At 59.9% G+C, this 25138-nt stretch carries 22 protein-coding genes and 3 pseudogenes; 10 read left to right on the forward strand and 15 right to left on the reverse strand.

What is annotated here, in order from left to right:
• Positions 1-110 precede the first annotated feature (110 nt).
• From LDZ27_RS28150 to LDZ27_RS28175, 6 genes are all read right to left on the reverse strand, one after another.
• Positions 111-326 (reverse strand): hypothetical protein, encoded by a 216-nt coding sequence (locus LDZ27_RS28150; protein WP_244818733.1) that lies wholly within the window; start codon positions 324-326, stop codon positions 111-113.
• Positions 295-705: a hypothetical protein gene (locus LDZ27_RS29180; RefSeq protein WP_370653518.1), complete on the reverse strand. Its 411-nt coding sequence runs from the start codon at positions 703-705 to the stop codon at positions 295-297. The genes LDZ27_RS28150 and LDZ27_RS29180 overlap by 32 nt, the downstream gene beginning before the upstream one ends.
• Before the next feature lie 824 nt (positions 706-1529).
• Positions 1530-1727 (reverse strand): hypothetical protein, encoded by a 198-nt coding sequence (locus LDZ27_RS28160; protein WP_063786808.1) that lies wholly within the window; start codon positions 1725-1727, stop codon positions 1530-1532.
• 201 nt (positions 1728-1928) lie between these two features.
• On the reverse strand, positions 1929-2081 hold the full coding sequence (locus LDZ27_RS28165; RefSeq protein ID WP_244818714.1) for a hypothetical protein: 153 nt from the start codon (positions 2079-2081) through the stop codon (positions 1929-1931).
• A 740-nt stretch (positions 2082-2821) separates the two neighbouring features.
• Positions 2822-3025 (reverse strand): cold-shock protein, encoded by a 204-nt coding sequence (locus LDZ27_RS28170; RefSeq protein ID WP_040048723.1) that lies wholly within the window; start codon positions 3023-3025, stop codon positions 2822-2824.
• A gap of 876 nt (positions 3026-3901) precedes the next feature.
• Positions 3902-4090 (reverse strand): hypothetical protein, encoded by a 189-nt coding sequence (locus tag LDZ27_RS28175; RefSeq protein ID WP_244818715.1) that lies wholly within the window; start codon positions 4088-4090, stop codon positions 3902-3904.
• A 691-nt stretch (positions 4091-4781) separates the two neighbouring features.
• Here LDZ27_RS28175 and LDZ27_RS28180 point away from each other — a divergent pair.
• Both LDZ27_RS28180 and LDZ27_RS28185 read left to right on the forward strand, forming a co-directional pair.
• On the forward strand, positions 4782-4937 hold the full coding sequence (locus tag LDZ27_RS28180; protein ID WP_244818716.1) for a transposase: 156 nt from the start codon (positions 4782-4784) through the stop codon (positions 4935-4937).
• Positions 4928-5311, forward strand: a pseudogene (locus tag LDZ27_RS28185) (IS3 family transposase); the annotation flags it as partial. The gene LDZ27_RS28180 and the pseudogene LDZ27_RS28185, both read left to right, overlap by 10 nt.
• Positions 5312-6299: 988 nt before the next feature.
• Here the strand turns inward: LDZ27_RS28185 and LDZ27_RS28190 are convergent.
• The 9 genes and pseudogenes from LDZ27_RS28190 to LDZ27_RS28230 form a co-directional block, all read right to left on the reverse strand.
• Complete coding sequence (locus tag LDZ27_RS28190) at positions 6300-9665, reverse strand: DEAD/DEAH box helicase (RefSeq protein WP_244818717.1); 3366 nt, start codon at positions 9663-9665, stop codon at positions 6300-6302.
• Positions 9662-11491: a phospholipase D family protein gene (locus LDZ27_RS28195; RefSeq protein WP_244818718.1), complete on the reverse strand. Its 1830-nt coding sequence runs from the start codon at positions 11489-11491 to the stop codon at positions 9662-9664. The genes LDZ27_RS28190 and LDZ27_RS28195 overlap by 4 nt, the downstream gene beginning before the upstream one ends.
• Positions 11485-11754 carry a hypothetical protein gene (locus LDZ27_RS28200; protein ID WP_244818719.1) on the reverse strand — a complete coding sequence of 90 codons (270 nt, stop codon included), beginning with the start codon at positions 11752-11754 and terminating at the stop codon, positions 11485-11487. Before LDZ27_RS28200 ends, LDZ27_RS28195 begins: the two co-directional genes overlap by 7 nt.
• A 147-nt stretch (positions 11755-11901) precedes the next feature.
• Complete coding sequence (locus LDZ27_RS28205) at positions 11902-12315, reverse strand: hypothetical protein (RefSeq protein WP_244818720.1); 414 nt, start codon at positions 12313-12315, stop codon at positions 11902-11904.
• Positions 12316-12513: 198 nt separating this feature from the next.
• Complete coding sequence (locus LDZ27_RS28210; RefSeq protein WP_244818721.1) at positions 12514-12723, reverse strand: DUF6361 family protein; 210 nt, start codon at positions 12721-12723, stop codon at positions 12514-12516.
• A 716-nt stretch (positions 12724-13439) separates the two neighbouring features.
• Complete coding sequence (locus tag LDZ27_RS28215; RefSeq protein WP_244818722.1) at positions 13440-13664, reverse strand: GNAT family N-acetyltransferase; 225 nt, start codon at positions 13662-13664, stop codon at positions 13440-13442.
• A gap of 91 nt (positions 13665-13755) precedes the next feature.
• Positions 13756-14034, reverse strand: a pseudogene (locus tag LDZ27_RS28220) (transposase); the annotation flags it as partial.
• Positions 14035-14188: 154 nt separating this feature from the next.
• The gene (locus LDZ27_RS28225; RefSeq protein ID WP_244814578.1) at positions 14189-15286 is read right to left on the reverse strand and encodes an IS5 family transposase; all 1098 of its coding nucleotides are present in this window, start codon (positions 15284-15286) and stop codon (positions 14189-14191) included.
• A 79-nt stretch (positions 15287-15365) separates the two neighbouring features.
• Positions 15366-16535, reverse strand: a pseudogene (locus LDZ27_RS28230) (IS5 family transposase); the annotation flags it as partial.
• Between the two features lie 302 nt (positions 16536-16837).
• On the opposite strand from LDZ27_RS28230, the gene LDZ27_RS28235 reads away from it, so the two are divergent.
• The 8 genes from LDZ27_RS28235 to LDZ27_RS28270 all read left to right on the forward strand — a co-directional run bounded on the left by LDZ27_RS28235 (position 16838) and on the right by LDZ27_RS28270 (position 25080).
• Positions 16838-18118 carry a histidine kinase dimerization/phosphoacceptor domain -containing protein gene (locus LDZ27_RS28235; protein WP_244818723.1) on the forward strand — a complete coding sequence of 427 codons (1281 nt, stop codon included), beginning with the start codon at positions 16838-16840 and terminating at the stop codon, positions 18116-18118.
• 105 nt (positions 18119-18223) lie between these two features.
• Positions 18224-19531, forward strand: coding sequence for a cation:proton antiporter (locus LDZ27_RS28240; RefSeq protein WP_244818724.1), 1308 nt, complete (start codon positions 18224-18226; stop codon positions 19529-19531).
• 1420 nt (positions 19532-20951) lie between these two features.
• Positions 20952-21686, forward strand: coding sequence for a Crp/Fnr family transcriptional regulator (locus LDZ27_RS28245; protein ID WP_244818725.1), 735 nt, complete (start codon positions 20952-20954; stop codon positions 21684-21686).
• Positions 21687-21844: 158 nt separating this feature from the next.
• Positions 21845-22105, forward strand: coding sequence for a transposase (locus LDZ27_RS28250; protein WP_370653520.1), 261 nt, complete (start codon positions 21845-21847; stop codon positions 22103-22105).
• Positions 22106-22137: 32 nt separating this feature from the next.
• Positions 22138-22593: a transposase gene (locus tag LDZ27_RS28255; RefSeq protein ID WP_244818726.1), complete on the forward strand. Its 456-nt coding sequence runs from the start codon at positions 22138-22140 to the stop codon at positions 22591-22593.
• Between the two features lie 45 nt (positions 22594-22638).
• Positions 22639-23139, forward strand: a complete 501-nt coding sequence (locus LDZ27_RS28260; protein ID WP_244814114.1) for a transposase — start codon at positions 22639-22641, stop codon at positions 23137-23139.
• On the forward strand, positions 23115-23468 hold the full coding sequence (tnpB, locus tag LDZ27_RS28265; protein ID WP_244814113.1) for an IS66 family insertion sequence element accessory protein TnpB: 354 nt from the start codon (positions 23115-23117) through the stop codon (positions 23466-23468). The genes LDZ27_RS28260 and tnpB overlap by 25 nt, the downstream gene beginning before the upstream one ends.
• Before the next feature lie 31 nt (positions 23469-23499).
• Positions 23500-25080 carry an IS66 family transposase gene (locus LDZ27_RS28270; RefSeq protein WP_244814112.1) on the forward strand — a complete coding sequence of 527 codons (1581 nt, stop codon included), beginning with the start codon at positions 23500-23502 and terminating at the stop codon, positions 25078-25080.
• Positions 25081-25138: the final 58 nt, after the last annotated feature.

The following is a 25138-nucleotide window of genomic DNA, read 5'->3' on the forward strand; positions in this document are numbered from 1 at the left end:
TTAGCGCATTTGTTGAACGACCTCGAAGCCGTCGAGGAATGGCCGGCAACCAGCGCAGACCGACGGCACGGCGCAGTGTGCCGCCGTAAGGGGCGCGCGGGCCGCTCGCATCAACCGAAGCGTGTCGCAAGCCACTCTTGCGCCCACTTGGTCGCAAATTCGACGGCATCTGCGCGAAGGTCGAAGCCCCCGAGGTCACCGCTAATAAACACGTCGGTCAGGCTGCCATCCGCGGCGTTACCGCTGATGCGTGCGTGCGCCATGTACTCTCCGTCTGCCCTTCGAGGCGTCGGGTCAATGCGAAAGCTCGTCGGACTCGTTTGCATGATCTTCAACTGTTCTATCGACCTGTTTGAAAGGCTGGGGCGCTTGGGTCGTTGCATCCTGCTGGGTCGCTCCTTCCCGCACGCGATGGTTTGTTTGCGCGCCGAAAAACGCGCGGCTCGTTGGGCAAGTGTCGATCACTTGCTCTGCATACGCCGTGCAGGCGCGCCGTGCATCGCCCGCGCTCTGATACCCGCTTTGGGCGGGGAGCCTGAACACGCAACTGCGCGACTGACCGTCTTCCGCTTCCGGCTCTTTAATACGCACGGCGGCATCGAATCCGTCCTCATAGTTGTGACCGTGACCGGACAAGGTCGGTTGGCGTGGAAAGACGAGCGGATAGATTTCCAGCCCACGATATAAGCGGAAATTGACTGTCATGAGTGAGCCCTCGCGCCGTTCAGGCGCCAAAGTAGACTGTGTGCAAAGCAGCTTCGGTAGTACTGAGAGATTGATCGGGTTGCACGGCCTCCGATGCAGGACGGACTTCGGTAGTATCGTCGAAGGACTGCTGGAACCCAAAGCGGCATTCGGTCCAGCCTGCACGTCCCATCCTACCCGCTTCCCAGACTTGTATAGCTAACTTTGAGCGCACAACTTGGGCTGATGTTGAAAGGAAGCGCGCTATACCAGTAAGCCGCCTTTGATTTGAAACGTCACGTCATACATGTTTTCGGCTGACACCGCCAGGCTGACGTGGCGAAGCCGCGGAATGGAATGATCCGGTACATAGGTGCTCCATTGGGAGAGACAGGCGCCTCTTCGGACTTACGAAGAATGCTTAAGTAAGCCCGTTAATTCAGCTGCCACCGGATCAAACCATAGCCAGGCGCCCGACGTACTCAGCAGATTACCTGCTTACCAGTTGGGCACGTCACCGAATCGGTTGCGCCCGGGAAGGATACGATCTACGTGACTCCGCTTGGCAAAAGGCTATCGCTAATCGACTGCCACGCTCGTCTGACGGATCCCGAACCCGCCCCGCTATCCGCCGACCTCGATCGACCGTTCCTTATGAGCTTCCGAGACAGTGAATGTTCCGCTACGGTTTCTGCGCGTTCACGGAACTCACCCTGTCTGAACGCAAACTCAGGATGCAACGGACGTGCGCCCCGTCGAGATGGCATGCCGCAGCCCGAGCAGCCTGCATTGTCGTGAAACGGTGCCGCCAGCTGACGTCGGCAACTGCCGAACAACTACGGAGACTACCTCTGGGAATAGCCCTCTCGCCACAACGTGGCACCGACGGCCACCAGAACTTGGGCGTCTCCTTCCTCTAGACGATCCCACGCCGACGCCAGCCACTGCGCGAGTCCGTTGCACGCGTCATTCAACGTGACGTAGTCTCTTCCCTCAACGTTGAACTGCTCAAAGGTAGCGAGTACGTTTTCTTCTGTCGCCATGTCAATCCTCCGGGTATGTCCCCACTCGACGAGCATAGCCGCGAGTTGCTTGAAATATACTGGACTGTCCGCGCGCACTTCCCGCGCGCCTCCGTACAGGCTTCGCTGCACGGGCCTATCACGGATGCAGTCCAGTGTGGTGTGGTGACTGCCACGGGGCGCGAGCCCGAGCGATGCATATGACGTCGATAGCGCCGGCCTTCAACTGTCGTCGGTCGCACGCGCCGGCGAAACGTAGATCGATTTCGAAAAAAGCGTCTCACCGCCCATCGATCGATCGAGTACACCGATCGCTCGGTTCAGCAGGCCGATCTCGGCGCCCATGCTACGCGCTTCACGCATATAGAAGTTCACAGCATCGAGTCCGTCAATGGTGCAGGCGTCGCCTAGCGGTTGCCCCGGCCACCGAGCGAGAAGTACTGGATCCACCTCGGGCCCGTAGCTGTCCCTACGCGACAAAGTGCACCCGGTGCCAATGTGGACCACTTCGCTCCGAGCACGATCTGCGTGGAACTGCGGAAGTGTCGAAAGAAACTCTAGTAAAGGATACATTTGCCCTCCGGGGCCTGTGCCTGCGATAGGTTGGGGGGATCATTCAGCGCGTTGCAACGGTGGGGACACCGATCATGCAGTCGCTAGGAGTACAGACGTTGTCGACCCAACGCTATCGCCCGCTTTGCAGGAGTCGCTCTGCTTTAATCCTTGAAGGCCGAAAGGGCAATCGTTGATGAGGTCGCAGACTGCGGCAGACCCGCTCATAGCCACGCTCCCTTGATCGCTAGCGATGACATGTGGGCTGGCGCTGGCTCTGTTCAGCCGCCGAAACGGTCGCGTATATCGACTTATAGCAGACCGCCGTAGTACTGCGCGTCACCTTGCCGGCAAACAGCTATGACCCGACGATCCCATCACCGGTAGTCGACCCCCGATTCCCGGGAAAGAGATGACTGGCAGGACGAGCTGACTATATGGTCTGACGCATCGGACAGAGAGGTTCCGTTAAAGCGCGCCAAAGCGATCGCGGCAAGTCGCGCCGCGCCGGTGTCGACTGTACCGACAGGAAAAGGGCCGGTAGACCGGCCCTTGAAACTGCGTTACAGCGGCGAGATATTCGCGGCTTGCATGCCTTTCGGGCCGCGCTTTGTCTCGTAGCTTACTTTCTGATTTTCCGCGAGCGTCTTGAAGCCGTCGCCTTTAACTTCTGAGAAGTGAGCAAAGAGATCGTCCCCACCAGCATCAGGGGTGATGAAACCGAAGCCCTTGCTATCGTTGAACCACTTAACTGTACCGGTATCCATGAGAATTCCTTGAAAAAATAAGAGCTCGCGTGCGGAGCGACAAAAACTTCAAGGAAGAAGAGAGGACAGCGAGTACCGCGCCGAGGACGCGGATAATGGTGATCAGCAATCGAGCTTCTTGAAAATTTCATTTTTCACAATATAGGGCTGGCGTGGCCTTGTCAATTCTTTTCTGGTCGATTCTCAGTGGAACTGTGGCGGTAATTGCGCCCTCATGACGAGGCGATTATCAATCGCCTCTTGACATGCGGAAGCCGGCCGTGAGCCGTTGCAGCCCCAAGCCGTAACGCCGACGCACGTGCCGTTGCGGCAATCGTCCCGCCGAACAGCATGATGGTTGTACCTCGGACGGTTGACCAGTTGACCACTCAGCTCGTTAAGCCGTTTAGGCGTCTCCTAGAGGTCTTCGTACGAATCTCTAGGTTCGCGTTCCCGTGTTTCCCGCGGAATGCTGTCGTTGTTGTTCTCGTTAGCGAGATACAAGATGAGCCATGCACCAAGGACCAACATAATGACCGTCATCGCTATCATTGATGCACCTTTCAGTAGTTGCCGTGCCGGCGTCGCACTTCCCACGCTGAAAGCCATGGGACCAGCAGGCCTCTTAGCAACGCCAAGTCAAACATGATGCGAGGCACCTACCAATGCCCTGCGCAGCTTTCGTCTCGCTTGTTTCGGTGGCATTCCGCAAAGCCAAGCAGATCAGCTGGCATTGGGACGATGAGCGCTAGGACTGCGACACGCAATTCAGGTCGGTCGTCTCCCATACGAACATCAAGATGGCGCCTAATACTTGTAGCCGCCGCTCGCTGGAACAGGACACGCTCGATGCCGCAGTAGTGCGAAACGTCACAGGCCCCATAGGGTGGTCATCGCCTAGGCATTCGGAGGTAGCGTACTTATTTTATTGCTCCTTTTACGACAACCTTTGGCATCGGCGACGGATCGTAGCGTCCGCACCATTTCGCGCGCTTTTTCCTTTGAGCGATGCGCGCCCATTTCTTCGATCAAGTGCGTAAAGCCTCGAAGCCCACGGTGCACGGCACCTTTTTCATTTGCGTTCATCAAACTTCCTTGAGCATGCGCAAGCTCATTATGCGCCCCCGGTACGAGGGGCGCGTGATTCTTGCTGCAATGTCCGAGACGGCACCTGATCACGGCGGGTCAGAAGACGCCTCGCGCGTCGTCGCGCTGACGTCGTGCCGGTCGAGACATGAATGACACGAGACACGAATGCCCTCAACACCGGACGCGCAGGAACATTGTGCCGTTCTCGAGACAACGTCCCGGAAAGCTGTTGCTCGCGTTAAATCAGTGCCCGAGATGTTCCGTCTCGTATTGCGCAGCCCTGGCGCGAGTACGAATGCAGCTGTCCTGACGGGCCCGGCACTAGGCAAGCTCACCAATGAAGCGGAGTAACCGCACGAAAGTAAACGGTGCATTATTGACCAACCAGTTTCGAACCGTTGCGCCGTAAGCTGCACTAGCGCAATCGTACCCAATGCGCACTGTATCGCCAATTGTCGGTGAAGCACGCCAGCGCACGACGGATCGATACGTTGGCTTTATCAAGTTCGGGATCGATCGTAGCGTTTTGCCATCGAGGCGCAACTAGGATCACCGTCATCGCGGAATTGATCGTGCCAGGTTTGAGCCCGCTCTAAGTCCCTCCTCAGAGGATCACTTATGAGCTTCCCCCGAATTTCGACTTCCAGCGGGTCGTGTGTAAACTCGATCTGAAGGAAGGAAAAGAACAATGTTCAAGGTACCAAACCAAGCCTATACGGCGGAGTTCAGGGCGGCCGCCGTGCAGCGGGTCAAGGACGGACAAAGCATCCGTGCCGTGTCTCGTGAATTGAAGATGTCACCGCAGACACTGCGCAACTGGGTGAAAGCTGCAGAGACATCGTGATTGACGCGCTGACGATGGCGTGGTTCCGACGTCGGCCTGAGCCCGGCGCGCTGCATCATTCCGACAGGGGTAGCCAGTACGCAAGCCACGACTTCCAGCGCAAGCTGACGGAATATGGCATGCGCTGCCCGATGAGTCGCAAGGGAAATTGCTGGGACAACGCGCCGACGGAAAGCTTTTTTAACAGCCTGAAAAACGAGCGCGTCCATGCGACTCGCTACCGCACGCATCGGGAAGCGATGGCAGACTTGTTTGAATACGTGGAAGTGTTTTATAACCGCAGTCGTCGTCATTCGTCGCTCGGCTTCGTATCACCGGTTCAGTTTCTGCAGAACTGGATCAAAGCTCAGCAGACCAAGGATGCTGCTGCATAACTCGGGACCCGTGGAAGGCGAAAAACCGAGGGAAGCTCACTTATGCTTGCCGTCTTGATCGTACTTGCCCGAGAGCCATATGGATGAAGATGGAAGCTATATGGCGGATGGGAAAGAGACGTTGGAGCGCTGGGGTGACAGCATGAACGAACCGATCACGACGGTGTTGGCGTGTCGACGCGGACTAACCGATTCGCTCGTCGGAGAGGGCTTCTCGAACCGCGCTGATCTGCCGTCGTGTATTCCCGCGTCGCCTCTATCGTTGAGTGCTGTGATTTGGCAGGTCCGAGAGAGAACCAGTCATTCGAACGGCGTCGACGAGGCGAGACTGACCGACCGCAATTGGCCGGTTGCTGAAATTGAAGTTCGAGCGAGGTCCAACGCGACCGTTCTTCGGCAGCCGACCCGAAACAGCCACTCAGGCAATCGTGACTTCAATGGCTGCTTTCGAGGTGCTTTGGACGACCGGCCGGGCTACTCAGTCCTGGTACCTCGGCGATCAGTCCGGGGGCGCGGTGGGCTTCGCTGCGTTGCGTGTCGTCAGGGACTTGTGCGATCACGCCTGAGCGAGCCCGTCGCGCGTCATGTCGCAAAGCGACTCTCAACACAAATCCAGCTGGCCAAGAGAAACTAGGCAGCGCGCAGGTGCTCCGTGAATCGAAGAAACGAAAGAGTGTCGATGTGTCGGCCTACCGCACAAACGTGACGGAGAACGTTGCTGTGGGTCGCGTCATCCTGAAGCCTCAAGCTTGCAAGAGAATCGCGACCACAGCGATGATGCCCGTTGCAGCGATCGCGGCCGTCGCTAGTACGCAGCGCGGCAGGCCGCAGTTCGTCATCGATGCGGCTGTCGTTCAGCGCTGCGGTCGTGCCCAGCAACTCGCGCAATGCGCCGTTCAGATTTTCAGCAGAAGCTCGGGGGAATGCATGCGGACCTCGTGTTGTGTGATGTGTTTTTTTGTTTTGCCGGCGGCGGTTCCCGCCGTTTTCATGCGGCGCCTTCGCAGCCCTTAGCGCCGGACCACGGGTAGTAGTGGATCGGCGCGAGATCGACGAGCAGCGCGCGGCGGATCTCATCGAGATCGACATCGGTATAGGCGCGCATGAGCAAATTCTCGATCAGCTCCTGCTGGCGCGGCTGTCCGAACGACAGTCGATAGAGCGAGACGATGCGCAGAATCTCCCGCAAGCGCGTGCATTCGACGCTGAATGGCGCAGCGGGTACGATCCGCTCGATGGTCGCCACGCCACGCGGCACGTGCCAGTAGGGCACGAGATCCGTGCGGCGCTGATCCTTCAGCGCCAGTTCGAACAATTCGCCCCAGAGATCCGCGCCGAAGGTCGTCCGGAGCGCAGGGCCATAGGCCTGCGCCACGCGCTGGCGCACGACAAGCGACTTGAAGCGGTTGATCCGTCCTTCGCGCTGTTCGAGATCGATAGGATTGGGCGGCAGGCTCCAGTGCACGATCCGGCGGCAGTACCAGTGGAAGTCGAGTCCTTCCTGTCCGATCGAAGTCGAGTTCAGCATGAACGGCCAGAACGGCGAATTGAAGGACGCGCGGGCGTTCGTGATCCGGTTGATGCTTTTCTCGTCTGTACCTCGCTGATTGCCGAACGGGACGGCGTAGTGACAATGGAAGGTCTTGTCGGACTGCTTCGGATCGGACAAGCGCGACGCCGGCAGCGTCTGCGCGGTCAGCGACACCGCGCCCGTGCCGATCGCGGTATGAAAGGCGTCAATCGAACCGTCCAGCGTTCCGTCGGCCGACTTCAGCAAATGCAGATACTCGTCGAACACGGCTTGCAGATTGCCCATGGCGCCGTACTCGGCGACCGCCATCCACGGCTTTGCGCGCGGCAGAACGGCGCGCAGCACGCGCTGCGACTCCACGCGATTCATCTTGTCGATGAACCAGAGCGCGGCATCGGTCGCGCGCGCGATCAGGAAATTCCGCCGCGCCACCTCCGGCGTTTCAGTAGTGCTGGCGCGCGAATGACGGATCACGTCGATGCCGTACTCGGCGTGACCGTTTTCGGGCGGCCAGATTGCCGTGAGCGTGCGCCGCATGCAGACGCCCGGACCGGCGATGGCGAGATCCGTGAGCCAGTCGAGCAGGTCGACCGGCGGTTCGCCCAGTCCCGCGGCGCCGTCGTTCAGCATTGCGCCGATGCGCTGCGCCTGCGCCGTGCGGGTGGCGGGCGCAGCGGACCATTTGGGGAACCGCGTGACCCATCGCCAGACGTCTGCTTCGCTTTCACCGCAGACGAGATCGAGAAGGAACGGCGCGAGCGCATACCAGCGGCCCTTGAGATTGGCGCGCGTGGCGCCGGAACCGAAGCGCTCGCACATCCGATCGACGTCGCGCTGAAGGTCGACGCGCACGCGCTCACGAACGTCCTCGAGACTTGCATCCGGATACCGCATCGAAACCGACGCGAGACGCGTCGAAGGATAGACGAGCCCCCAGACCGGCCCGACCGAATTGCCGTCGAGACGGAAGGTGCGCGAATGATCCTCGCGTTTTTCGAAGTAGCTCCGGCGTTTCCTGCTCTTCGACAACAGCCGCCGTTCACACTCGTACGACACGTAGCTCGAGATCGCACGAGGCGCCAGCACCAGCGATGAGAACAACAAGGTTTTGCTGAAGCTTTCCAGCCCTTTAAACGGTCCGTCTGCGGCGTAATTGGCGAGACTCGGCGGCACCCACAACAGTCGCTCTGCCCCTTCGGGTGCAGCTGCCCGCAACACCTGAGCGAACCGGCCGCCCGGCGCGTCGCGGGTCAGATCGAGACTGTAGTTCTCGAACTTCCTGTACGGAATCCACGCAGTCTCGGACTGTGCCAGCGCGGAGGCCACGCCCTTCTCCCCGCGGTACTGGCGTAGCGTCTCACGAAGCTGGTAGCCACTGAGAAACGACAGGCTCCACGGCGCCGCCTTGTGAAACTGCATGACATCGCTGCCCGCCTTTCCGTTTGACGCGTCCCTGAGGGCCTGTGCAAGCTGAGCGAGCGCGACGAAGCTCGCGATCTCCGCGATGGAGGTCGCGCCGTCGGCCGCATCCGCCGGCACCGTGCGGAAGATTTTCTCGATATCTGGTTCGATCGCCGCGCGCTCAGTGCGGCAGATGTACGGCCGCAGCGTGGTCTGCACGCGATCGCGCTCGACGGTGCGGAGCGAGTTCGGTGCGAGCGGGCTGTCGGGCAAGCGCAGCAGTTGTCCCAGCAGCGCCTCGCGGCCAGTCTTGTAGTTTGCGAGGACGGTGGCATCGCCGCTGCAAAGATATTTCAGCAGTTCGATGAGTTGCTGTTCGTGCGCTCTTCCTTCCTCCTCGTCGGCGAGATGTGTGAGCGCCTTGAAGGGGGTGGCGGACAAGAGCAGCGTCGCGTAGTCGGAACCTTCGTGCAGCACGCGCCGCGCGATGACCTGCTCTTCCGAAACGGCGTCTTCGTCCGTTGCCTCGCCCGGACCAGGCGCGTCGATGTTCAGCAATGCGGAAAATCGCTGAAACTCATCGAGGATGAACAGATCCGCCTTGAGGTTGCGCGCGCATGCCTCGACGAACATCTGGCGGATGCCTCCGCGCACGCACGTCGTGAGATGCGTGCCGTCGGTGACCTGCCCGGCGTCCGTTTCGGAAAGCGTCCTCAGGAGGCTTCGCCAGGAGCGAACGGACAAACCCAGCGCTTTCGCCGCACGCAGCGCGCGTGCATCGAGTCTGGGCGGTTCGCCCAGACTCGTCAGGAATTCGCGGCGCGACGCGGATTCGAGCGGATCCTGACAGACCCTCTCGGCTTCTTCCCACGCGCCCTTGACGTTCTGCTGGAAGAATTTCCTGAGCGCATCCGTCGGAAGCAGTCCGCCGCCGGACGTCGCCGCGCGCCAAATGATGTAGCGCTCCTTCGCGTTGCCGCCGCCCCGGCTCAGCACGAACGACGTCGCGGGGGTGAGCGAGCACGTTTCCATCAACGGCACGTGTTCGGGTGGCGGTTGTTTGAGACCGAGTTCGGCGAGCCGTCCGAATTTGAGCGAGCTCACCCACTGATCCGCCAGCGCGCCGCGGAATACCGCGAGCTTCTTGACGTTTTCGTGCGCCAGCGCCTGATTGGAGCAAATGTATTCGACTCGAAAAGGCCGCTCTAGCGGGCCCAGACTCAAGCGATTGCGCAACAGCGTGGCGACTACGCCACGTGCCACCAGCGTCTTGCCCAACCCGACCTCGTCGCCGACGAGCAGCCGTCCGCCCAGTCCGTCCACGCCGTCGAGCCGCGCACATGCCGCTTCGACCGTGGCGCGCTGGAAGTCGGTGAGGCCGCACAGCGCTTCGTCAATGGGTCCGATCGCTTCATGCATCATTGTTTGCTCCCGTGGTATCGAGCGAACCCGTCGAACAGGGTGTCGAGTCCTTCCGGAAGAGCGTCGAGCTCGTGGCGTATGCGCTCGAAAATCTCGATGGCGCGGCTCATGCGCCGCGGCGCGCGCGAGGCAGCGCGCAAGAGTTGCTCGTAGAGCGCGCCCCGGCCGTCGAGTCCGAAGATATCGACCGACTTGCCGTCGCCGTCGGCGCGCGTCCAGTCGCCGCGTGATGGACCCGTATCCAGCACGAGTGCGAGATATCGCAACAGCTTTTCGCCGTTGCCGATGACATCGCAGAAAATGGCCCGCTTGCGCGCTTCCAGCAAGTCGGCCGAGAACGCCGCCTGAATCACGAAGCGCTCGCACTGCGCGTCCGCCGCGCGCACTTCGACGGAGACGAACGCGCTCACGTCGGTGAGACTCACGTTGGACCATGAAACTGCCGGCGCAAGCACACGTTCATCGGCGCGGCACAGCATCCGCACGCTGATGTCGAAGTCCGGCTGCGGCTCGAACGGCGTCACTTCGAGGCGCATGTCGAAGTGCGCCGGTTCGGTCTCCTCCGCATGCAGCCGCCAGGCGGCCGTCCTCAGCGCGTCAACAATCTGGCGCATGCGCTGCTCGCGCTCCGCGGCGTCCGGCGCGGTTTCCTTGAACGTGTGCGGTTGAAACACGTTCGCCGCCGACCACATATCGAGCAGCTTCGCAGGGCCGACCTTCTGATTGCGGCCGGTCAGGCGCACCATCAGTTCGCAGTTGCGCGGATACACGTTCGCACTCGGCCGGCCGAACGCGGCGTTCGTCATGTTGGCCGATCCCATGTGCCACGCTGCCATCCCTTGCTGCCGGACGACGATCAGTTTCGCGTGCAGGTTCTGCAACGCCGGCGTTTTTTCTTCGTTGGACTCTTCCCCATCGATGACGCGCTCCGACAACGACAACACCTTCCAGTCTTTGAGCCGCTCGGGCCCGATCTTGTCGAGCGTGTCGCCGCGGCTGATGAGCGTGCGCGAGCCGCTGGCGCGCACGCGGCATGCGAGCGCGTCGAGCATGCTGTGTTCGCCGGCATCGACGAACGGCGAGACGACCAACAGGTCGTCGAGCTTCCCCTCGATGACTTCGTCGAGCGCGAACGGCATGGCCGCCGGCCAGTGCGCGTCGCCATGACGGCCAGGGAGGATGGCGACTTCCGCATCGAATGAATCTGGAGCGGTCCACGCGACCGATTCGAGCCCTTCGCACATGCCTTCGATGAACGCGGCATGCGCCGGATCTCGCGAAAGCGAACGGAGAAAGTCTACGAGCCGTTTGTCGCTGTTGGCCCGACGCCCGGCCGACTGTCCGTCTAACGACACGGCGACATCCCAGCTGCGGTCGAATGTCAGGTTGCGCGACAGCACCAGCAGCCGCCAGCGATCGGGCGCGTCCGCTTCGTCCGGCTCGAAGCGAAGTAGCCACATCTTGGGGTGAAACGATGCAAATGCACCCGCTGCCCCTTCGAGCGCGATGACGGGCGCGATGAGCGGCTCCAGCAGCGCGAACAACCGGTTGAACTTCTCGGGCACCTTGATGCTTCCGCTCTGGTGAAAGACCAGCAAGCGGTTCTGAAGCCGGTCGATAGCTTCGAGCAGCGCCAGGCGTTCGCCCGACAGTTCGACTTCGTCGTCTTCCTTGATCACCTGATCGAGCGTCAGGGCCAGCGACGCGGCTGCGAGCGTTTCAAGATCGAGCGAGTAAGTCGTGGTCAACGCGGAATGGAGTCGATAGCCGTCGGGCGCGCGCAGTTGGTCGCCATAGTCGAGGCGGTCGGTTTCGAGCTTCAGCACGGCAGCTCCTTCGCGATGTCCGTCAACATGCGCCGCGCAGTCTGCCAACGATAATCGAGCGCGCTCATGCCGTACCAGCTGGCTTCATTGGGTTCACGCAGCAGCAACGAACGCTTCGGCTTGTTCTGGATGGCCTGATTGAAGACGAGTTCATCCAGAGCGGACTGATTCGGATCTGCGACGCTGTTGAGCGTGTTCCATCTATCCAGAAACTGGCAGGTAAGCGACTTCACGCGACTGCCGCTGGCGTCGTTGGCACTCATCCATTGCTGCGGGGCATTATCGTGAAAAATGCGTGCGACGCGCGCTTCGGCCTGCCAGCTTGCGTATCGATCCGCGCATAGCTGCGCGAGCTTGCCATTTTGGGTCTTCCCCTCGGCGATCAGGCGGTTGAAGATGATATGGGCGCCCTAGATGGCGAGGCTGAAGCGCTGTGCCCGCTCGACGTTCTCGCAGCATGCCGCGCTGAGCGCCGTCTGTTTCGCGGCCCAGTCGCTGAATGCGGCAAAACTCGCGTAGTCTTTTTTCAGCGCCGTCCTGGCCAGTCCGTGCGAGATCAGTTGCGCAGCAACCGTGTGTTCGAGACCGGGCGCATTCGTGAAGCGCTCGCGCAGGAATTTTGCCTCGGGCGCGGTGAGCTCGAGGAGCATGCCGTCCGGCCATCCTCCAGGCGAGCCGGGCGGCCGGCGCATGACAGCCTCGAATCGATGATCATCGTCGTTGCTGCCTTCGTCGCTCGTCACGATTTCATGCCCGGCGGCATCGCGCTGCCAGTGACGACAAAATTCCGCCAGCGACTGCCTGGTCCGCACGATGTCGAACACACGCAGTCCGTTCCAATAGGTCGTCGATGGACGCCTCGACACACCGCCCTGCTCCACGGCGGTGTGACCGATCACATCGGTCGGCGGCTCACCGATCTTTTCGTAATTGTCCTTGAGCAGGCTCGCAAGCTTGTTCTCCGCCTCACGCAGATACATGGCGAGCGGACGCGCGTTGCGCTTCGACGGCGACCATGCGGCTCAGTCGAGCATCAGCCGCGGAATCGCGAGAAAGTAGCGGGCGCGCGTCTGGATGGTGTTGAAGCCGGGAAACAGCAAATCGGCATAAGCGTCGCGAATCTGGCCTACGCCGAGTTCGTCGAGCGTGCCTTTTTCCTTCATCATCGCGAGCACATCATGCACGCGCCGACGGTCCGACGCGGAAAAATCAATCCAGCCAGTACTGCTCATCGCGACTTGCCCCGTTCTTGTTTAGGTCTTCGTGCCTGCACGGCCCGCTACTGTATAGATGCGGTTTCACTATGTCGTTGAACCGGCATCGAATTGTAATCCGACGTCGGGACAAATCGTGTCCTAGAATGCCGCCTTGGCCCGCAGCCCTACTATCGGCACTAGGCGACGACGTTGAAGTCCTTGGTGGATCGGCGGCGATGGCTTGCAACGAGTCTGCGCGCATGCCGCGTGCGATGGCGGTCGCGACTCGGTGTTGATTCGCAACACGCAAGGTACGGGATTAGACTTGACGCCGTCTGCAGGCGTTACGATGGCACCGCTTGCAATGACATGCCGGACCCAAAGGACGAAGGCTCAAAGCCTGGCGTGCGTGGCTACCCGCCGTTTGGGACAAGCCAGGCAATCGAATGCAACGCTCGCGCGCCACGCCGCATGAAACGTTGTTTTCATCTGTCAGCTTTCGTCAGCGGGGCAGGCGGGCGAAGAAAAAGCGCCCAACCGATGCGTGGGCGCATCGAGCCGGGGAATCGGTTTCGATAGCGAGAGTGTGTAGCAAAGGGACAATGTGAGTAACGGACGACCTTACGACGAAACTGGCGAGTGAATGGCCGTTTGCAGGTTGAAGGAGACTCTTGAACGTCTACGTTGACGCCACAGCGGACGACAGTTTGTGGCCGTCCGGCGCCTTCTGAGCCGTGTACCCGATGCGTCTATCAAGCGAACCGCAGGGACATATGTACCTCGTCGTATGCCTCGTCGCCAACCATCAAAGAGTGGCGTTCCAACCCGAATTCCTGAAATCCTAGCGACGCATAGACGTTTATAGCGGCTGTACTTGTCGCATTGGCCGTTAGATTTACCTGTGTGATACCCGGCACGGATTTGGCGAAATCCAGGGCTTCTGCAATAAGCCTTCTGCCAATGCCCAAACCTCTCATGTCGGGCGCTACATAGTCTCACCTGCAAAATTCGATCTCGCTCGCGCGTGCTCCCGAGTGGTCGATCGGGGCGCAGTCCCACCTTTCCATCTCAGACGGTCGCGCGGGGCGCGAACAAGGCTTCGGGCGAGTCTTTGAACCAGCAGCGCAGCCACGCAAGAACAAAAAATATGGGCGCAAGCCCCAGGCGGACGATGGCGCGCAACAGCCAGCGCAAGTTGTAGCCCGCCGCGCACAACACTGCGTGTAACGCGTCGCCGATTTGCCCTTTTAGCCAGCAACGCCGCATGCCGTGCTCCTGTTTTACGTGCCCGATGATCGGCTCGATCGCTTGGCGGCGCTTTAACCACTTTCGCTGCGTACTGCTTAGCAGGTTGCTGAAATACAGGTGCTTACGACGCAGCTTTGGTCTGTCGCCGCGGCCTTTGCCGCGATTTTTCGCAGTGTGCAATTTCAACGCGAATTCACCGTCTTTTTCGACGGTTTGAGGCCGATTGTTGGCCTCGTGACTACTCATTGCGCCACTATGGGCGGACTTGTCCCAGTGACCGCATGCGCACGAGGTTATAGGCGGCCATGTTCAACACGAACATCTGGTCAACCTTCTCCAAACTACGCACCATCACTTGGCGCATGCGCCCCACGGTCTTGGCCCACCCGAAGCCTTGTTCGATCAACTTGCGCTTTCGCTGCGAAATGGAATAGCCCAGGCTTGATGCAATCGCGTCGGCCACCGCTGAACGCCGCCCAGAAGTGTTTTGCGCAACGTGCGGGGTGACCTTCATTTGCTGGCAGGCTTCAATGAATTCCTGTGCGTCGTAACCCTTGTCTGCACCCAGCGTGATTTCTGCGTTCGCATCTTCTGCCGCTTGCCGCGCATCGTTGATCATGATCTTGGCCGCTTCACGCTCGGCATGCCCATCAGCGTGTGTCACGCGAGCGTTGACCACCAGGCCGTGCCGATTATCGGTCAGCGTATGGCCCATGTACCGCAATTGGCTGGCCGTTTTGCCTTTGCGATAGAGCCGCGCATCAGGATCAGTCTTGGACTGATGCGTCTCGTTGCTGCGCTTGCTGCCTTTGAAGTCGCCCGCGCTGCCGTCATCGTTGTCCTGATCGTCACGGTCCTTGCGCACGAAGCTCTTGTGGCCCGCCCACGCCTGAATCAAGGTGCCGTCCACGCTGAAGTGCTCACCTGAGAGCAGGTCCTTCTTCTCGGCAATGGCCACCACTTCGTTGAAGAATTTGATGACCGCGTCGTGCTTGATCAACCGCTCGCGGTTCTTCGTGAACACGGTGGGCACCCACACCACATCATCCATTGCCAAGCCGACGAACCAGCGAAACAGGAGGTTGTATTGCACCTGCTCCATCAATTGTCGCTCCGAGCGGACACTGTAGAGGATCTGAATCAGCATTGCCCGCAGCAGCTTCTCCGGCGCGATGCTCGGCCGTCCACCTTTTATGTCGACCTCGTACATCTCGGAGAACAGCCGATCCATCTTGGCGAGCGCTTCGTTCGCCATGACGCGAATCGAGCGCAGCGGATGCGACGCCGGAACGAAGTCGTCGAGCTTGCGAAAGGAAAACAAACTCTCAGTGAACGTGTCGGCGCCGCGCATGATCTCCGGGGGGGCAAGTTAGGTCCTTCTATCAACGCTTCAGGCACATCCCGCGATGACCTCTGCGATCAGTATTTCAGCGGCCTGTTAGCGCCTTGTGTTTACCTCGATGAATCAGCTGCACCGGCGCAACATCGGCATCCACACCGCGAAATCCGAGGTCGGCCAGCACGATCTTCGGCGTCGGCGTGCCCGGCAAATCCTGCAGCAAGATGTTCGTTTGTTCAAGTTGCGCGGCCAGCGTGTGCCCGTCGTAAGGGTTGCCTGCAAACGAGCGCGCACCGACGATCAGACCCTGCTTCTCCGTGATCGCGAGACTGACTTTGACACCGAATTCGTAGGGCTGGCGGGCCTTGCCTTTGGATATGCATTCCACTTCTGGCGCGTGAAGCGCGTAGAGTTTGTGCTTGTCCTTCGCACGCTGACGGCAGATACGCCAGGCGCGCTCCAGCCAGATTCGCAAGGATGCCTGTTGCTCAGCGGATGCACCCGATAATTTGCGTTCGATGTCACGCAGCAATCGTCCGAGTATCGTGCGCTGACGCTTGAGCACCCGGCGCAGACGCTTGAACTGTTTGGCATGCGCATAGCCGCCTGCCCGGCGACGCAACTGTTTCCCCTCGCGCTGGTAGGTCTGCTTGAGCGTCAGTCCGGCGCGTTGGGCGAGCCTTGCGAGTTTTCCTCGTGCAACCTCCAGCAAGCGGCTGTCAGTCGGGTAGGCAATTGCTTTCTCCTGGACCGTCGTATCGACAATCACGCGCTCGAACTCGGCCGGCCTTACGGCTTTCATTTGCACGGCCGCCGCAATTGTTGTCGCGAGCATCTCCTCGACGCCGGCTTCGCCCAGCGCCTGCCGAAAGCGCACGAGGTTGGTCGGATCGCATGGCAGGCGCGGCTGGAAATAGTCCTCGCCGCAGAAGTACTGGAAGTACACGTCTTGTGCCCAGCGCTCGCAAACCGACTCATCACTTTCGTTGTATGCGTGCTTCAGGTAGAGCAGTCCGACCATCAGCCGGGTCGACAGGCGCGGACGTCCGGCAGCGCTATGGCCCGCGCCCGCCAGCTTGGGCGCCGTGCCGAACAGATCAACCTCTGCGCTCAGCCGGCCTTCGCGAGCACGCCGCTCGAAGATCGGTGTCAACGTCGCTTCTATCGACGTCCAGGGCATTCGGTTAGCCAGTACGGCCAGCGGGTGCCGCAAATCGATCATTGCATCCAGGCGGCTGCGGAAGAAATCCGGTGTGCTCATCGGCGCTTCTCACTCCCAGAACATAGGCCAATTCCATATTGGAACTGGGAGTTCCGCAACCCTCTGTTTGCACCTATTACCACGCAGCGCCTGGCTTCACGGCATTCTGCAAGACCGACTAACTAGACGCGCCTCTCCCGGCCCAAGTTCTTGTCGCCGTCACGCCTCACAAGAGAATCAGGCGGACCCGCGCGCGCGAGGCCGCGAGTCGCCGGACGCACTGCACCGGTCCTCTACGACGGATCGTAGCCGGCTCACGTCAGGATTGCCGGATCGGCTGTGCCAATCTTTTGACGCCTTCGGTGAAAACCAATGGCCTGCCGATTGCTTTTCATTTGGCCTGTCGCCGACGCACAAGGCTTAAACGCATGATATCGCGCTCACTGAAGGCCACTCTTGCTGCCTCTATCAATGCGCTCACGTTTTCGCCAGACGAAACGGTCTCGCTTGTTGACGTCATCCGTCACCGGCAGACGTTTGCGCAAATGATCGACGCCTGGCACAGCGATACGGATGCGTCGATCGAGGCAATCCTCGCTGCGGCAGCCCGGTGCGCCGCGCTCGGCTGCAACGCCCCAATGGCAAAGGTCCTTGAAGTACGGCGCTCCGACAACGTTCTTGTTGTTAAAGCGCAGTTCGGCCTGAGTGAAGAGGCGCTTGGCCGGTCAGCAGGAAATGTGGACCCGGTCAACCCAGCGGGGGAAGCGCTAGCCAACGCCGAGCCTGTGATCGAGCCCGACGTTCGTCGACGACCGCAAGAAAAGCTGCCGCAGATCCTTCTTGACTACGGCGTCGTGACGTCAGTGAGCTTACCGTTGATCAACCACATTGGGCCCTACGGCATTCTCGAGGTGGATTATCGTGAACCAACTGAATTCGGTGCGTTTGAATTGTCGTTCCTTGCATCCGTCGCCGGCGCGCTCGCCGAAAGCATCGAGAAGTACCACGCGCGATCATCGCTAGCGGCCGATCGTGACGCCAAGGTGGACTTATTGCGGGAACAGCAGCACCGTATTCGCAATAACTTCCAGCTCATCGTCGCTTTGCTTCAACGCAATGCGAGGCAAGCGGACGATCCCCAGGTCCGCAGCAGCTTCAGGGACGTCGAGCGCCGGGTCTTTGCAATGGCGTCGCTCTACGATCATCTCCTCGGTCTCGGTCAACACGGCGAACAGATCGACCTTGGCCGGTACCTTGGTTCCATGGCCGACAGCTTCCACGAGTTTTACGGACTGCGGGAAAACCGAACCACGCTGCAGGTAGACCTCGAGTCTGGCGTCCTGTTGTCGCCCGACATCTGCACCACCATCGGGACGGTGGTGAACGAACTTGTCGCAAACGCCGTTGAACATGCCTTTGGTGGGGAACGTGGGCGAATCAAGATAAGTTTGAGGCAGCAGCCCGAACTTGCGATCTGCGTGGTAGACGACGGCAAAGGGTTTGACGCGAGCGCATCGGAGAACGTAGGGTTACGGACAATTCGGCGGATAGCTATGAGCATCGGTGCAAAATTGGAGCACCGTTCGGAAGCCGGCCACGGCACAGCATGCGAGTTGACACTTCCTGGGCACGCTTTCAACTGAGAGTCCTATCGCTGACTTAAACACTATCCCTATGCTGGGCAATCGTCGAACGCGCCGATGTGTTCAACGTGAGCAATGTGAAGAAGAAACTGGCTTACGGAGCGGATGTTGACCATTGAAGCCATTTGGTTTTTGATAGTCGGGGCCTTGATGGTTGTCATGGCTATCGGTCGAAAGATCGTCGAGCGGTTGCCGATGACCGGCGCGATGATCTATCTCGTCGTCGGGTTCTTGCTTGGTCCAGCATTCGTCGGATTGCTGAGAATCGACATCGAGCGCGACGTTGTGCTATTGCGCACGCTCACCGAGGCAGGCCTTGTCGTTTCGCTGTTCGCGATCGGGATGTATCTTCGCGTTGAGCTTTCGAATCCGCTCTGGAGATTGACATTGCGGCTGGCCGGTCCTGCCATGCTCATCACCATCGCCGTTATGTTCTTCGCGGGGCATTGGGGTCTGGGACTTGCCGCAGGGCCTGCCCTGCTGTTGGCATCTGCATTAGCGCCGACCGACCCTGTCCTCGCCAACGAACTGCGCGTTGAAGAGGCCGGCGACGATGAGCCTCTGCGCTTCGCCTTGTCATCCGAGGGCGGGCTTAACGACGGCGCGGCGTCGCCAATGGTCTATATCGCGCTAGCGATTTGCGGCGTCGGAAGCCTCGGCAGCAGCAATCCGTGGACGTTCCCACTTGCGATCCTATGGGGACTGACAAGCGCCGTCGTCATCGGATGGGCGTTGGGCACAGGCATCGTCGTGCTCGTGACTTGGCTGCGCACGCGTTACGACCATGCGCTCGGCTTAGAGGGCTTTCTTGCACTCGGCCTCGTTGCTTTGGCGTACGGGGCGACGCTCATCGTTGACGGCTACGCCTTTATCGCAGTGTTCGTCGCAGGCGTTGCGCTGCGGCGCCGGGAGATGAAGGCGACCGGTGAGAAGCCGCCGAGCGAGGCGCTCGAGTCGGTGGAACGCGGCAATCGAGATGAGGCTGCAAAAGACCCCGAATTGGCTCACGCCTACATTGCGGAAAAGATGATGGGGTTTTCTGTGGAGATCGAGCGATTCATTGAACTTGGGCTGATGGTTGTTATCGGTAGCGTCGTGTCCGCACATTGGCGCGAATTGCTGCACTGGTCCGCGGTCTGGCCGGTTTTGTTCTTGTTCGTCGTCGCCCGTCCGCTGGGCAGCAGTCTTTCGCTGCTCGGCTCATCGATGGACCGCCATCAGCGGGTGTTATCGGCATGGCTCGGGTTGCGCGGTGTCGGCGCCTTTTACTACCTGTTGTTTTCCTGGGAAAGGGCTGGAGGCAGCACCGTCGCTGCAATTGCGCCGATCATCCTTTCAGCTATCGTCCTATCGGTTCTCATGCACGGAACGACGGCCACGGTGCTGCTTGATCGTTATATGCGCCGAAAGTAGAAAACCCGAGGTTGCGGAATTTGCCTTGCTTTTCACCGATGGAGTAACCCGGAGGATGGCATGGGTGGACGACACAGTCCCGGTGAACGAGTGCAGACATCGGGCACCTACAAAGTTTGCATACACGGCGATGCCAAGTCAGGCTTCGAAGTCAGATGGGTCTAAGGCGAACATTTTCCGCCGATCCCCGGCGGGGCCAGCGCCCATTACGAGCTGCTGTACTTGGCCGCGGGCTCGAAAGAGGAAAGCAAACTCTGCACCGATCGTAATTGATATCGTCGAAGCCGCTGGAAGCGCGCTGTCTGAGGAGCCGAATTTTCACCAGAATTGGCTCGAGATCGGCCAGACTCTGCTGCGCAAGGTGAGCCAAACCCTTCAGTACACCGGCCCGCGAGCGCCCAGACGGGCAGACGACTCTTGCGCCGCTAATTTTTATCCGAATTGCGCGTGAGTTGGCAACGACCGGTTATGACCACACTGCAGCCGGTTGACCGTTCCTTGTTTCAGCATTCCGAGTGACTCAAAGTGGCCGGTTGCTGCCTGCGACGGTCGCATCCGTCTGCCGTGATACGCGACCACCATCGTCCGTGCATCGCAGGCTTCCCGAATCAGAAGCGAAGCGACGTCATTTCTTGCGCCGCGATTAGAATTGCACCGCATGTGTCGCCCAGGCGTCTTCGAGCACTCGCCTACCGATGTTTCGTGCACCGTCACAAACCCTAGCTACTTCAGGCGCTTAACAAGTTACCGAGGGCGTTCCTCACAGACTTTTCAACTGAATCTGTGGATAACTTTGCAACGCGCATGGCCATTGTGTCCGAGGCAAGTACCCTAAGAAGACGTATTCCTAGGGCTGAAGGCGGTCGACGTGTCACGCTAGCAACGTTTTCATCTTCTCCATAAACGCTTAGCACTGACAATCCGCTGCATAAAACGACTGCTTGGGCCCGCGCAGTGGGGCTCAGGGCGACATTACCGACCGGTCCGTGGCCTCGTCGGTCAAAGGGTTATCGCTTCTGTTGCAACGTTTCCAAATTAGCTAAGTAAAATGAAACTTAGCGACGCGCGCATCGAAGCATCAGGCGTCGCAAACGTAAAAGCGAATTCGCGACGCGACGACCCTGCAACGCATCCAGCTTTCCGAGACGTTCTTGTCTGTTCAAATCTGAATCAAAAACGGTTCGGGCGCCGCATGTGCGCGGCGGCACGCTCGACGCACTTCCCCACTGGTATGACGTTTGGGCTGGTTGGCACGGCCTTCGCATATGTATGACGAAGCACTAAAGACATAGCCGCCAAAGTTGGCAAACAGACGGCAAGGTGCTACGGGGCTGGCGCAGACCGATGAAGACCGTCGATGCTTTGCGAACAGCAGGCCAGAGAAATACAGCGCAAAGCGCACAGACCAAGCGGAATAATCATGTTGACCCTTCAGTCCGACCTGCACGGCAATCATTTGTTGGGCGCGCTTCCCGCGCATGAATGGAGCGCCCTGGCGCCCCATCTCGAACTCGTTCAATTGCGCGCCGAGCAGTTGCTGTGCGATTCAGGACGACGCATTAACCACGTCTATTTCCCGACCACCGCCGTTATTACGCTCTTGCACACGATGGAAGATGGCGGTTCCGTCGAAGTCGCGGCCATCGGTCGTGAAGGGATGACGGGCGTGCCTGTGCTGACCGGTGGGGATACGATGCCGACTCGCGTCCAGGTGCAGGCCCCAGGTTTCGCTTACCGGATGAGCGCGAGCGCACTGCGTGAGCACTTCGGCCGCTCCGACTTTCTGCGTCGCATTATGCTTTTGTACATGCAAGCACTGCTGACCCAAGTGGCGCAAACGGCTGCATGCAACCGACACCATGCGCTGAGTAAGCAACTGTGCCGCTGGCTGCTGATTCAGGCAGACCGTACGCCGTCGGATGAACTGAGGGTGACGCAGCAGACCATCGCCGACATGCTGGGCGTGCGCCGGGAAGGCGTCACTGAGGCTGCGGGCAAGCTGCACGACGCAGGACTGATCCATCACAGCCGTGGTTGCATCAAATTGCTCGACCGCGCTGCGCTCGAATCCCGTGCGTGCGAATGCTACGGCATCGTTAAACGCGAGTTTGAGCGGATGCTGCCTAAGATTCGACAAGCCGAGGCCGTTGCATAGTCACTGAACCGCAGGACGGGCGCAGAGCAGCCACCGCCACCGCGGCGGGAGCTTCCTTGCGTGACTGGAGATCGTTTGTAAGCGCGAATTTATGCGCACATAGCGTCTGGGTTCGGAGCAAGGCAAGCTGCGTCCACTGATATTCTGTGGACACACCCATGACTCAAACAGGTCCAGATACGGCGCTTCTCGCCGTTACCCTAGTCGGGCGCGACGGCAAGCGTCGCTACGACTCCCAATCCAAACTTAGGCTCATCGAGGCCTGCCTGCAACCTGGTGTTTCAGTGGCCGGATTGGCGCTCAAAGCCGGCGTCAACGCGAATCTGCTGCGCCGATGGATCAAGCTGCATGAGCAACGCCGCCGCGCCGCGGGGGCGCCGGATATTGTCCCCCGGCGTCAGACTAGTTGTCGCCTCTGAACTTTCTTATCGAGAAGAGTCAGAGGTACAGGGTGAAGGCGAAACAAACGTATTCTGTTGAATTTAAGGAACAGGCGCTGTCGAAGGTCCTGCAGCGCGGCCCCCGAACGGTTGGAGCAGTGGCCGACGAATTGAACGTGAACGTACTGACGTTAAGGAAGTGGATGAGAGGCGCCGCCGCCGCGAAGCGGAGCTCGGGCTCCGAACACGCAAGACGTCCGGAAGACTGGTCGCTGGAAGAACGGCTGATGGCCTTGCAGGAGAGCCACGGGTTGGTCGACGAAGCGTTGAACAGCTGGTGTCGCGAGCGCGGCCTGTTCGCACATCATCTCGCGCAGTGGCGAGCGGATTTTTGCACGGTCGGTGGAACCGGTAGTCGGCGCGAGAGCGCCACGGAAGTCCGGGATCTGAAGCAGGCCAATTTCGAGCTGCAGCGCGAACTCAAACGTATGCGGTCCTTAAGGGACGCCCTAGCAATGGACGAGTGATTCTCTGATGCTACCTGTCCACGTGGACAGCTGGGATGAGAGTACATGACAGAAGATCGAGACTTGCGTAGCCGTCTGGTAGTCGGCGCGAAACGGGATGGTCGCCGGGAATACGATCCGCAAGCCCGCGAGGAACTGGTCCAGTTGTGCATGACGTCCGGCGTTTCGATAGCCCGGACGGCGATGCAATACGGCTTGAACCCGAATCTGTTGCGCGAGTGGATCACGCGCTATCAGAAGACACATGCGGCGCGGAATTCGGCGGATAAGGAACTGAGACCAGCAGACAGGGCATCGCTTGATGTCACGCCGCCTGCCTTGCGGACTGACGCGACCGACGTGCCATCACCATTTGTACCGGTCGTTCAGGGGGCTGTGACGGTTGAACGAGCGGTGTCCGCGCGCACACCATCGATCACGGTTGCCTTGCACATACGTTTGCCTAACGGTGTTGAGTTCGACATCGCAGAGGCGACCATCGACGAGCTGACCACCGTGGTCCAGATGCTCGGGAGGATGCCGTGTTCCGGTTCGACGATAATCTGAAGGTCTACCTGCACCGCGATCCTGTCGACTTCCGCTACGGCATGAACAGTCTGTCGATTCTCGTCGAGCAGTCGATGCGCCTAAATCCGATGGACACGTCGCTTTACATCTTCGGAAACCGACGTCGTGACCGGATAAAGATACTTGGCTGGGACGGCAGTGGTTTCTGGCTTTTTATAAAACGATTGGAGAGCAGCCACTTCATCTGGCCAGACAACAAGGCTGAGATCGTGACGATGACGAGCAACGTGTTGCACGCGTTGCTCGATGGCGATGACATCACCGCGATACGACGGCATCCGAAGCAGGAATATCGCCGCGTGAGCTGAACAGTGAGGCCGTGCGCCGGTCTAACCGGCCATGCCGATCAATGTCACGATCACCGCCGAGGAATTGAAGGCGTTGCTCGCCGAGCGCGATGCTGCTCGTGCATTGCGAGAAGAACAGGAGGCCTTACGCGGCGCCTTGCGGCTTATGACCGCAGAGCGCGATCTTGCTGAGGAGCGACTCCGAGCCTACCGTCGCGAACTGTTCGGCGCCAAGAGCGAGGCACGAGATTCTGATCAACTTGGCTTGTTCAACGAAGCCGAGGTGCTCGGCGCGAACAGCGCGCCTGCTCAAGAAGACACGCCGGAGACGACGGTTGGCGCGCACAAGCGCAAGAAGCGCGGTCACCGCAAGCCGCTTGATCCCAATCTACCGCGCGAGGTCGTGCGGCACGAACTGCCCGAAGCCGAACGCTTTTGCACGAACGATGGACAAGCGCTCGTCGAGATCGGCGCGGAGATCAGCGAGCAGCTCGATGTGATCCCCGAGCAGCTTCGAGTGATCCAACACCAGCGCGTTAAATATGCGTGTCCGTGCTGCGATCTCGGCATCAAGGTCACTCCAGCGCCGCCGCGCATCATCGCGCGCGGACTGTTGAGCGAAGCGGCGCTCGCATGGATCGCCACCGGCAAATATCAGTTCGGCGTGCCGCTCTATCGCCAGGCCGGTTTGCTGTGTCGCTTCGGCGGAGACATCTCGTCGAACACGATCGCCGCCAGCATGGTTCGCGTTGGCCTCGCGACCCAGCCCGTGATCAACCTCATGCGCGATGCGTTGCTTGATGCCGAACTGATCTACTGTGACGAGACGACGTTCCAGGTACTGAAAGAGAAAGGGCGCAAGCCGCAAACGAAGAGCTACCTCTGGGCGCAGATGACCAATTCAGGCATCCCCATCCGCTGCTTCAGCTATACGCCCGGACGCGGTGCCAAGCTGGCCGACAAGCTGTTCACGGGGATCCGCAAGGGCGCCGTTCTGATGACTGATGGCTACGAGCCCTACAACGACATCGCTCAACGCTACGACCTCGTGCACCTCGGGTGTTGGGCACACCTAAGACGGTACTTCATCAAAGCGGAGGAGAACGTGCCGAAAGCCGCGCGTTCGCCCGATCTGCTCGCGACACGCTTCATCACGCTGATCGGCAAGCTGTTCACTGCGGAGGCCCGCTCTAAGAAATGGGCAGCTGAGCGACGACAGCGACTGCGACGTCGATACAGCACGCGCATACTCGACGCCATCTACGCTTTAGCCCTCGCGGAGTCGCCCGGCGTCGTACCAAAAAGTTTGCTCGGAAAGGCACTGACCTATCTGCGCGAGCAGTGGCCGAAGCTGATCCGCTACGTCGAGAACGGCACTTGGGCCATCTCGAACAACCCTTGCGAGAATGCGATTCGCCCCTTCGTCGTCGGGCGCCGCTCATGGCTTTTTAGCGACACCGTAGCGGGGGCGAACGCAAGTGCAAACCTCTACAGCCTGATCGAAACCTGCAAAGCCGGGGGCATCGATCCCTATCGCTACCTTCACTGGTTGTTCCAACGTCTTCCTCTGGCGAGGACCGTTGACGACTACGACGCGCTGCTTCCTTGGAAGATGCCCGCAGATCTCCGCTGACCCGCATTGCTGACGCACATCACGCGCTCTCCACCTTACTCCGAGGGGCGTCGTTCGT

This window comes from Caballeronia sp. Lep1P3, assembly GCF_022879595.1.
Taxonomy (GTDB): domain Bacteria; phylum Pseudomonadota; class Gammaproteobacteria; order Burkholderiales; family Burkholderiaceae; genus Caballeronia.

Coding starts and splice junctions, on each gene's coding strand:
- LDZ27_RS28225 (WP_244814578.1), bottom strand. CDS start 15,286: ATGCGCGGCGCCGACACGTTCACTGAGAGTTTGTTTTCCTTTCGCAAG.
- LDZ27_RS28190 (WP_244818717.1), bottom strand. CDS start 9,665: ATGATGCATGAAGCGATCGGACCCATTGACGAAGCGCTGTGCGGCCTC.
- LDZ27_RS28260 (WP_244814114.1), top strand. CDS start 22,639: ATGACAGAAGATCGAGACTTGCGTAGCCGTCTGGTAGTCGGCGCGAAA.
- LDZ27_RS28250 (WP_370653520.1), top strand. CDS start 21,845: ATGACTCAAACAGGTCCAGATACGGCGCTTCTCGCCGTTACCCTAGTC.
- LDZ27_RS28170 (WP_040048723.1), bottom strand. CDS start 3,025: ATGGATACCGGTACAGTTAAGTGGTTCAACGATAGCAAGGGCTTCGGT.
- LDZ27_RS28210 (WP_244818721.1), bottom strand. CDS start 12,723: ATGAGCAGTACTGGCTGGATTGATTTTTCCGCGTCGGACCGTCGGCGC.
- LDZ27_RS28175 (WP_244818715.1), bottom strand. CDS start 4,090: ATGAACGCAAATGAAAAAGGTGCCGTGCACCGTGGGCTTCGAGGCTTT.
- LDZ27_RS28240 (WP_244818724.1), top strand. CDS start 18,224: ATGTTGACCATTGAAGCCATTTGGTTTTTGATAGTCGGGGCCTTGATG.
- LDZ27_RS29180 (WP_370653518.1), bottom strand. CDS start 705: ATGACAGTCAATTTCCGCTTATATCGTGGGCTGGAAATCTATCCGCTC.
- LDZ27_RS28200 (WP_244818719.1), bottom strand. CDS start 11,754: ATGAGTGCCAACGACGCCAGCGGCAGTCGCGTGAAGTCGCTTACCTGC.
- LDZ27_RS28215 (WP_244818722.1), bottom strand. CDS start 13,664: ATGAGAGGTTTGGGCATTGGCAGAAGGCTTATTGCAGAAGCCCTGGAT.
- LDZ27_RS28245 (WP_244818725.1), top strand. CDS start 20,952: ATGTTGACCCTTCAGTCCGACCTGCACGGCAATCATTTGTTGGGCGCG.
- LDZ27_RS28270 (WP_244814112.1), top strand. CDS start 23,500: ATGCCGATCAATGTCACGATCACCGCCGAGGAATTGAAGGCGTTGCTC.
- LDZ27_RS28150 (WP_244818733.1), bottom strand. CDS start 326: ATGCAAACGAGTCCGACGAGCTTTCGCATTGACCCGACGCCTCGAAGG.
- LDZ27_RS28160 (WP_063786808.1), bottom strand. CDS start 1,727: ATGGCGACAGAAGAAAACGTACTCGCTACCTTTGAGCAGTTCAACGTT.
- LDZ27_RS28180 (WP_244818716.1), top strand. CDS start 4,782: ATGTTCAAGGTACCAAACCAAGCCTATACGGCGGAGTTCAGGGCGGCC.